The sequence below is a fragment of the Streptomyces laculatispora genome, from assembly GCF_017353455.1.
Classification (GTDB): domain Bacteria; phylum Actinomycetota; class Actinomycetes; order Streptomycetales; family Streptomycetaceae; genus Streptomyces; species Streptomyces laculatispora.
Window position 1 is genome coordinate 1 of the sequence record NZ_JAFMPZ010000372.1, and the last position, 10,534, is coordinate 10,534.

The following is a 10,534-nucleotide window of genomic DNA, read 5'->3' on the forward strand; positions in this document are numbered from 1 at the left end:
CAACGGCTACGGCCCGACGGAGACCACGACCTTCGCCACCACGCACCGTATCCACCGTCCGCTGGACTATGCGGGTGCCATTCCCATCGGGGAGCCCCTGGACAACCACCGGCTCTACGTTTTGGACGAGGGACTGCGGCTGGTTGCTCCTGGCGTTCCGGGTGAGTTGTACATCGCGGGGGCCGGCCTGGCGCAGGGGTATCTGGACCGCCCCTCGCTGACCGCAGACCGCTTCGTCGCGGACCCGTTCGGTTCCTCCGGGACGCGGATGTACCGCACCGGCGACCTCGTCCGCTGGAACCACGAAGGGTCCCTCGAGTACCTCGGCCGCGCCGACCAGCAGGTCAAGCTCCGCGGCTTCCGCATCGAACTCGGTGAGATCGAGACGGCGTTGGCCGCCCACGAGAGTGTGGGTCAGGCGACCGTCGTGGTCCGGGAGGACCGGCCCGGCGACAAGCGCCTGGCCGCCTACCTCGTCGCCGCCGACAGCGCCCGGATCGACACCGAGTCCGTGCGCCGCGCCATGGCCGGCACGCTCCCCGACTACATGGTCCCGTCCGCCTTCGTCGTCCTCGACGGGATCCCGCTCACCGTCAACGGCAAGGTCGACCGACGCGCCCTGCCCGCACCGGAGCTTGGCAACGACGCCACCGGGCGCGCACCCCGTGGGCCGGGCGAGGAGGTCCTGTGCGGTCTCTTCGCGGAGGTCCTCGGACTGGCCTCGGTCACCATCGACGACCACTTCTTCCACCTCGGCGGGCACTCCCTGCTCGCCACCCGTCTCATCAGCCGTATCCGGCAGACCTTCGGCGTCCAGATCACGGTCAGGGACCTCTTCCAGGGCCCGACAGTGGCCGCGCTGGCCGAGTACGTCGAAGCGGGCGGCGAGGAGGCCGTGCAACGCCCCGCCCTGCGGGAGGCGGTGCGGCCGGAGCGGGTGCCGCTCTCCTCGGCCCAGCAGCGCCTCTGGTTCCTCCACCACCTGGAGGGGCCGTCGGCGACGTACAACATTCCGCTGTCCCTGCGCCTCACGGGCGCACTCGACACGCAAGCCCTCCAGCTCTCCCTCACCGACCTGGTCGTGCGGCACGAGTCGCTGCGCACCCTCTTCGGGATGGCGGACGACACCGCCTACCAGTGGCAGCTCCCGGGCGCCGAGGTCCGGGTGGAACTGCCCGTCATCGCGGCGGACGAGGACACGCTGGAGGCGGTGCTCGGCCGGCACGCCGCGCGAAGCTTCGATCTCGAATCCGAACTGCCCTTCCGGGCCGCCCTCTTCACACTCGGGGCCGAGGAACACGTCCTGCTGGTGGTGATGCACCACATCGCCTCCGACGGCTGGTCCACCACCCCGCTGCTGCGGGACCTCACGGCCGCCTACACGGCGCGCACCCGGGGCGGCGCCCCCGCGTGGGAGCCGCTGCCGGTCCAGTACGCCGACTACACCCTCTGGCAGCAGGAACTGCTCGCGGCGGACGGTGAGCGGCAGGCGGAGTTCTGGCGCACCACGCTGGACGGGCTGCCCGACGAGGCCACCCTGCCGGCCGACCGCCCCCGTCCCGCAGTGGCCACCTACCGCGGCACCACCCACGGCGTCCACGTTCCCGCGGCGTTGCACGACGCGCTGACACGGCTGGCCCGGGAGACCGGCAGCACGCTGTTCATGGTGGCCCAGGCCGCCGTCGCCACCGCGCTGTCCCGCTCCGGCGCCGGGGAGGACATCCCGATCGGCGCCCCGATCGCGGGCCGCTCGGAGCAGTCCCTCGACGACCTGGTCGGCTTCTTCGTCAACACCCTGGTGCTGCGTACGGATCTCACGGGCGACCCGAGCTTCCGTGAACTGCTGACCCGGGTCCGGGAAGCCGATCTCGCGGCCTGGGCCCACCAGGACCTGCCCTTCGACCGGTTGGTGGAGGCCCTCAACCCTGAGCGTTCCACCGCCCGGCACCCGCTCTTCCAGGTGGTCCTCACCCTTCAGGAAGCCGTCACCCCCTCCGTCGAACTCCCGGGAATCTCGGCCGAGTCGGGCTTCACGTCGCTGGACATCTCCAAGTTCGACCTGACCTTCTCCTTCCATGAGCACCGCACGGCGGACGGCAGCCCGGACGGGCTGGACATCAGGGTCGAGTACGCCACCGACCTGTACGAAGCCGGCACGGTCGAGGCCGTCACCGACCGGCTGGTCCGGCTGCTGGGCGACGCCGTCGAGCGCCCCGAAATCCCGGTCGGTGAGCTGGAGTTCATCGGACCGGACGAGCGACACCAGCTGCTGGAGGGATGGAACGGCGCGGTCACCGGCTCCTGCGACGACGGCCTCGCGGAGCTGTTCACCGCGCAGGCCGCCCGCACCCCGGACGCGATCGCCCTGGTCGACGGCGACCGGGAACTGACCTATGCGGAACTGGACGCGGACGCCAACCGGCTGGCCCGCCACCTGGTGGGCCTCGGCGTCCGGCCGGAGAGCGTCGTCGCCGTCCTGATGGAGCGGTCGGCGGACCTGCTCACCGGGCTCCTCGCGGTCGTCAAGGCCGGAGGTGTCTACGCCCCGCTCAACACCGCGGACCCCGACACCCGCTTGTCGCGGATCCTCGCCGAGACCGGCGCGACGGTCCTGCTCACCGACAAGGTGCTGGCCGATCACCCGGTCGTCGCCCGGACCGCCGCCGAGACCGTCGTGCTCGACGGCACCGCGGACTTCGCCCACCTCCCGGCGACGCCCCCGGCACTGCCTGCCCATCCCGACCAGTGGCTGTACGTGATGTTCACGTCGGGCTCGACGGGCGTCCCGAAGGGCGTCGCGGTCACCCACCGCAACGTCGCGGACCTGGCCGCCCAGACCATGTACGCGAACGGCGGCCACACCCGGGTGCTCTTCCACTCGCCGCACACCTTCGACGCCTCGACGCACGAGATCTGGGTGCCGTGGCTGAACGGGGGCGCGGTCGTGGTCGCACCCCCGGGCTACCTCGACCCCGGGACCCTGGGCGGGCTGCTGACCGAGCGCGGAATCAGCTCACTCTGGTTGACGGCCGGGCTCTTCCGGGTGATGGCGGAGGAGGTTCCGGAGGCGTTCGCCGGGGTGCGTGAGGTGTGGGCCGGTGGTGACGTGGTGCCGCCGGAGGCGGTACGCCGTGTCATGGACCGCTGCCCGGAGCTGACGGTCGTCAACGGCTACGGTCCGACGGAGACCACCACCTTCGCCACCACCCATCGCATCCACCGCCCCCTCGACTACGCGGGTGCCATCCCCATCGGCGAGCCCCTGGACAACCACCGGGTCTACGTGGTGGACGAGGGACTGCGGCTCGTGCCCCCGGGTACCCCCGGCGAGCTGTACATCGCCGGTGCCGGCCTCGCCCGTGGCTACCTCGGCCGGCCGGGCATGACGGCGGAGCGCTTCGTCGCGGACCCGTTCGGTGCGCCCGGTACGCGGATGTACCGGACGGGCGACCTCGTCCGCTGGAACATCGAGGGATCAGTCGAGTACCTCGGCCGCGCCGACCAGCAGGTCAAGCTCCGCGGCTTCCGTATCGAACTCGGTGAGATCGAGACGGCGTTGGCCGCCCACGAGAGTGTGGGTCAGGCGACCGTCGTGGTCCGGGAGGACCGGCCCGGCGACAAGCGCCTGGCCGCCTACCTCGTCGCCACCGAAGGCGCCCGGATCGATGTGGCCGAACTGCGGGGGCACGTCGCGGCCGCCCTGCCCGAGTACATGGTCCCGTCCGCCTTCGTCGTCCTCGATGAAATCCCCCTCACCACCAACGGCAAGGTGGACCGACGCGCCCTGCCCGCGCCCCAGGTCGCCCACGCCACCAACGGGCGCGCGCCGCGCACGCCGCAGGAAGAAGTGCTCTGCGGTCTCTTCGCGGCCGTTCTCGGACTGCCGTCGGTCACCATCGACGACCACTTCTTCCACCGGGGCGGCCACTCGGTGCTGGGCACCCGGCTGATCAGCCGCATCCGGCGGGCGTTCGGCGTCCAGCTCGGCGTGAAGGACCTGTTCCGCAACCCGACGGTGCTCGCCCTCTCGGAGTGCGTCACCGCGGGCAGCGGCGAACTGCCCCGGCCGGCCCTGATGCCCGAGGAGCGGCCGGAGATCATTCCGCTCTCCTCGGCCCAGCAGCGGCTGTGGTTCCTCGACCAGATGGAAGGCCCGTCCGCCACCTACAACATCCCCCTCGCCCTGCGCCTCAAGGGCCGCCTCGACCACCGGGCCCTCGAACTGGCCCTCACCGACCTCACCGCCCGACACGAAGGCCTGCGCACCGTCTTCCCCACCCACGAGGGCACCCCGCACCAGCACGTCCTGCCCCCGGCCACCACCGATCTCCCGTTGATCGACACCACCGAGGAGACGCTCACCGCGCGACTGGCCGACCTCTCGGCGGCCACCTTCGATCTGGCCGTCCAGCCCCCCATCCGCACCCATCTGCTCTCGCTCGGCGAGCAGGAGTACATCCTGCTGGTGGTCATCCACCACATCGCCTCCGACGGCTGGTCCAACGGGCCGCTCTTCCGCGACCTGGCCACCGCCTACGAGGCCCGCACCGAGGGCGCCGCCCCCGGGTGGGAGCCGCTGCCGGTCCAGTACGCCGACTACTCCCTCTGGCAGCAACGGCTCCTGGGCAGTGACGAGGAGCGCCAACTCGACTACTGGCGCACCGTATTGGCCGAACTTCCGGAGGAGGCCACGCTCCCGGCCGACCGGCCCAGGCCGGCCACCGCGTCCAACCGGGGCACCACCCACACCGTGCACTGCCCGGCCGACCTGCACAGCTCACTCACCTCGCTGGCCCAGGACACCGGCAGCACCCTGTTCATGGTGGCCCAGGCGGCGGTGTCGACCCTGCTGTCGCGGTCCGGCGCGGGGCACGACATCCCGCTCGGCTCACCCGTCGCCGGACGCACCGACCCGGCCCTCGACGACCTCGTCGGGTTCTTCGTGAACACGCTGGTGCTGCGGACCGACACCAGTGGTGACCCGAGTTTCCGGGAGCTGCTGACCCGGGTCCGGGAGACCGACCTGGCCGCCTGGAGCCACCAGGACCTGCCCTTCGACCGGCTCGTCGAAGCCCTCAACCCCGAGCGCACCACCGCCCGGCACCCCCTCTTCCAGGTCATGCTCACCGTCGGCGACATGTCGGCCGAGGCCCCCGAACTCCCGGGGCTGGAAGCGGCGTACGAGTTCTCCAAGGTGGAGATCGCCAAGTTCGACCTGACCTTCGGCTTCGCGGAGCATCGTGGGGCGGACGGGCGGCCGGGTGGGCTGGACATCACGATCGAGTATGCGACGGATCTGTATGACGCGCGGTCGGTGGAGTTGGCGGGTGAGCGGTTGGTGCGGTTGCTGGGTGCCGCGGCGTCGGCTCCGGATGTGCCGGTGGGTGATTTGGAGTTGTTGTCGGGGGGTGAGCGTGGGTTGTTGTTGGGGGAGTGGTCGGGTGCGGTGACCGGTTCTCCTGTTGGGGGGCTTGGGTCGTTGTTCGCGGCGCAGGTGGCGCGGACGCCGGATGCGGTGGCGGTGGTGGGGGAGGGGTGTGAGCTTTCCTACCGTGAGGTGGATGCGTTGGCCAACCGTGCGGCGCGGGTGCTGGTGGGTGAGGGTGTGCGGCCGGGTGGCCGGGTGGCGTTGTTCCTGGAGCGCTCGGTGAGTGCTGTGGTGATGACGTTGGCGGTGGTGAAGGCGGGTGGGGTGTATGTGCCGCTGGATACCCGGTATCCGGCTGAGCGGGTGGAGTTGATTGTTGGTCAGTCGGGTGTGTCGCATGTGGTGACGGATCGGGATGCGGGTTCGTTGGTGGTGCCGGCGGGTGTGCGGGTGCTGGGTCCGGTGGTGGGGGGTGAGGGTGATTCCTCGGATCCTTCGGTTGCGGTGCATGCGGATCAGCCGGTGTACGCGATGTTCACGTCGGGTTCGACGGGGGTGCCGAAGGGTGTCGCGGTCACGCATCGCAATGTCGCCGACTTGGCCGCGCAGACGATGTACGCGAACGGTAATCACGGGCGGGTGCTGTTCCACTCGGCGATGGCGTTCGACGCCTCCACGTACGAGATGTGGGTCCCGTGGCTGAACGGCGGCACCCTCGTCGTCGCCCCCGCGGGACACCTCGACGCAGCGGCGTACGAGGGGCTGATCGCCGAGCACGGGATCACCGCTCTCTGGTTGACGGCCGGGTTGTTCCGGGTGATGGCGGAGGAGGTACCCGAGGCGTTCGCCGGGGTGCGTGAGGTGTGGGCCGGTGGTGATGTCGTTCCGCCCGAGGCGGTACGGCGCGTCATGGACCGCTGCCCGGAGCTCACCGTGGTCAACGGCTACGGCCCGACGGAAACGACGACCTTCGCCACCACCCACCACATCCACCGCCCCCTCGACTACCCGGGTGCCATCCCCATCGGGGAGCCCCTGGACAACCACCGGCTCTACGTTTTGGACGAGGGACTGCGGCTGGTTGCTCCTGGCGTTCCGGGTGAGTTGTACATCGCGGGGGCCGGCCTGGCGCAGGGGTATCTGGACCGCCCCTCGCTGACCGCAGACCGCTTTGTCGCCGACCCGTACGGTCCCTCCGGGACGCGGATGTACCGCACCGGCGACCTCGTCCGCTGGAACCACGAAGGGTCCCTCGAATACCTCGGCCGCGCCGACCAGCAGGTCAAGCTCCGCGGCTTCCGCATCGAACCGGGCGAGATCGAGACCGTCCTCGTCGGGCAGTCGGGGGTGGCCCAGGCCACCGTCGTGGTCCGGGAGGACCGGCCCGGCGACAAGCGCCTCGTCGCCTACCTCACCGCGGCGGACGGCGAGCGGGTGGAGCCCGGGGACGTACAGCGACAGGTGTCCGGGCTGCTGCCCGACTACATGGTCCCGTCCGCCTTCGTCGTCCTCGACGAGATCCCGCTCACCGTCAACGGCAAGGTCGACCGACGCGCCCTGCCCGCACCGCAGATCGTCAACGACGCCACCGGGCGCGCACCGCGCACCGCCAAGGAAGAAGTCCTGTGCGGTCTCTTCGCGGAGGTCCTCGGACTGACCTCGGTCACCATCGACGACCACTTCTTCCACCTCGGCGGGCACTCGCTCCTCGCCACCCGGCTCGCGGGCCGGATCCGCACCGTACTCGGGGTCGAGCTCTCCGTGGCGACCCTCTTCGAAAACCCGATCGTGGCCACGCTCGTCGAGAAGCTCGACGGCGCCGCGGCCGCGCGGCCCAAACTTCGGCCGATGCGCCGGATGGGAGTGACCAAGTGATTCCCTTGTCCTTCGCCCAGCAGCGGCTGTGGTTCATCGCCCAGATGGAAGGGCCCTCGACCACCTACAACATCCCGCTCGCCGTGCGGCTGAACGGTGAACTCGACCGCCCGGCGCTCCAATCGGCGCTCCTGGACCTGGTCGGCAGACACGAGAGCCTGCGCACCCTCTTCCCCGACCAGGACGGCACCCCGTATCAGCGCATCCTCGCCGAGGACGAGGTGGAGCTCGCACTGGAGGTCGTCCCGGCCGACGCCGCGACGCTGCCGGCCGTCCTCGCGCAGGAGTCCGCCCAGGTCTTCCACCTCGCGGTCGATCTGCCGGTCCGGGCGCGCCTGATCGCACTCGGCGAGCAGGAGCACGTCCTGCTCATCGTGATGCACCACATCGTGTCGGACGGCGGCTCGACCGCGCCCCTGCTCCAGGACCTCGCCACCGCCTACGAGGCACGGGTCCGGGGGGCCGCCCCCGACTGGGAGCCGCTGCCGGTCCAGTACGCCGACTACACCCTGTGGCAGCAGGAACTGCTCGGCGAGGGCGACGACCCGGAGAGCGCCGGATCACGGCAACTGGACTTCTGGCAGCAGGCGCTGGCGGAACTGCCGGAGGAGGGGACGCTGCCGGCCGACCGTCCGCGCCCCGCCTCGGCCTCGTACGTGGGCGCCACCTGCGACGCCCGCCTGCCCGCCGACGTCCATACCGGGCTGACGCACCTCGCACGGGAGTCCGGCGCCACGCTGTTCATGGCGGTGCAGGCCGCCGTCGCGACCGCCCTCTCGCGCTCCGGCGCCGGCCTCGACGTAGCGATCGGCTCCCCGGTGTCGGGGCGCATCGACGAAGCACTCGACGGACTGGTCGGCTTCTTCGTCAACACCCTGGTGCTGCGTACGGACGTCACGGGCGACCCCAGCTTCCGTGAACTGCTGTCCAGGGTCCGCACAACGGATCTGGCCGCCTGGGACAACCAGGACCTGCCCTTCGACCGGCTGGTCGAGGTGCTGAACCCCGAGCGCTCCGCCTCCCGCCACCCGCTCTTCCAGGTGATGCTCACCATGGGCGAAGCCGGTTCGGACGTCATCGGGTTCCCGGGGCTCGACGCCCGTACCGAGTACAGCGCCCTGCAGATCGCCAAGTTCGACCTGACGTTCGGCTTCGCCGAGCACCGCACCCGCGACGGCCGGCCGGACGGCCTGGACATCACCATCGAGTACGCCACCGATCTCTACGACGCCCGGACGATCGAGGCGCTCATGGCGCGGCTGAACCGGCTGCTGGAGGCCGTGGTCACCTCGCCCGACACCCCGCTGTCCGTCCTCGACCTGCTCGGCGAGCACGAGCGGCGGCTGCTCCTGGAGGAGCGGAGCGGCGCCGCCACCGGCTCGTCCGGGAAGAGCCTGGCGGAGCTGTTCGCCGCTCAGGCCGCCCGTACCCCGGACGCCATAGCCCTGGTGGACGAGGACAACGACCTGACGTTCGCCGAACTCGACGAGGTCACCAACCGGCTGGCCCACCACCTCATCAACCTCGGGATCCGGCAGCACGACGTGGTCGCCGTCCTGATGGAGCGCTCGACCGACCTGCTCACCGCTCTGCTCTCCGTGGTCAAGGCCGGGGCCGTGTACGCCCCGCTGAACACCACCGACCCCGACAGCCGGCTCGTCCAGATCCTCGCCGACACCCGGGCGCCGGTCCTGCTCACCGACCAGGCCCTGTCGGACCACCAGGTCGTCCTGGACGCCGACGCGCAGGTCGTCGTCCTGGGCGCCGCCACCGACCTCGGCCACCTTCCCGCCACCGCTCCGGCGTACGCCATCCACCCCGACCAGCCCGTCTACGCGATGTTCACGTCGGGTTCGACGGGGGTGCCGAAGGGCGTCGCGGTCACCCACCGCAATGTCGCGGACCTGGCCGCCCAGACCATGTACGCGAACGGCAGCCACCGGCGCGTGCTGTTCCACTCACCGGCCGCCTTCGACGCCTCCACGTACGAGATCTGGGTGCCGTGGCTGAACGGCCGCACGGTCGTGGTGGCACCGCGCGGCCATCTCGCCCCGGCCGACTACCAGCGGCTGCTGGCCGAGCACCGGATCACCGCGCTCTGGCTGACGGCCGGGCTGTTCCGGGTGATGGCGGAGGAGGCGCCCGAGGCGTTCGCCGGGGTGCGTGAGGTGTGGGCCGGTGGTGACGTGGTGCCGCCCGAGGCGGTACGCCGTGTCATGGACCGCTGCCCGGAGCTCACCGTGGTCAACGGCTACGGCCCGACGGAGACCACCACCTTCGCCACCACGCACCACATCCACCGCCCCGTCGACTACCCGGGCGCCATCCCCATCGGGGAGCCACTCGACAACCACCGCGTCTACGTCCTCGACGCCGCCCTGCAACTCGCCGCTCCCGGCGCACCCGGCGAGCTGTACATCGCGGGCGCCGGCCTGGCACAGGGATACCTCAACCGTGCCTCGCTGACGGCGGAGCGCTTCGTCGCCGACCCGTTCGGTGCGCCCGGTACGCGGATGTACCGGACGGGCGACCTCGTCCGCTGGAACATCGAGGGATCAGTCGAGTACCTCGGCCGCGCCGACCAGCAGGTCAAGCTCCGCGGCTTCCGCATCGAACTCGGTGAGATCGAGACGGCGTTGGCCGCCCACGAGAGTGTGGGTCAGGCGACCGTCGTGGTCCGGGAGGACCGGCCCGGCGACAAACGGCTCGCCGCCTACCTCGTCGCCGCCGACGGCGCCCGGATCGACACCGACGCCGTGCACCGCGAGATCTCCGGCGCGCTCCCGGAGTACATGGTCCCGTCCGCCTTCGTGGTCCTCGACGAGATTCCCCTCACCACCAACGGCAAGGTCGACCGACGCGCCCTGCCCGCACCCCTGTTGAGCGCCGACGCCGGGGGCCGCCCGCCCAGGACCCCCGCCGAGGAAGTCCTGTGCGGACTCTTCGCGGCCGTTCTCGGACTGCCGTCGGTCACCATCGACGACCACTTCTTCCGGCGCGGCGGGCACTCCCTGCTCGCCACCCGCCTCGTCAGCCGTATCCGCGCCGTGTGGGACACCGAGATCACCATCCGGGACCTGTTCCAGTACGCGACGGTCGCGCAGCTGGCCGAGCGGATCGCGGCCGAGGGCAGCGGGGAGCGGCGGCCGGCGCTGATGCCCCAGGAGCGGCCGGAGCGCGTCCCGCTCTCCTCCGCCCAGCAGCGGCTGTGGTTCCTCGACCAGATGGAAGGCCCGTCCGCCACCTACAACATCCCCCTCGCCCTGCGCCTCAAGGGCCCCCTCGACCACC

2 protein-coding genes are annotated in these 10,534 nt (G+C 71.1%); both read left to right on the forward strand.

Translation table 11 applies throughout. The annotated features are described in order from the left end of the window. The coding region (locus tag J1C73_RS19470) for a non-ribosomal peptide synthetase (protein ID WP_207317533.1) at nt 1–7,243 on the forward strand (7,243 nt) is incomplete at its 5' end. Then, nucleotides 7,240–10,534, forward strand: a 3,295-nt coding sequence (locus J1C73_RS19475) for a non-ribosomal peptide synthetase (protein WP_207317534.1), incomplete at its 3' end; no start/stop codon positions are given. The genes J1C73_RS19470 and J1C73_RS19475, both read left to right, overlap by 4 nt.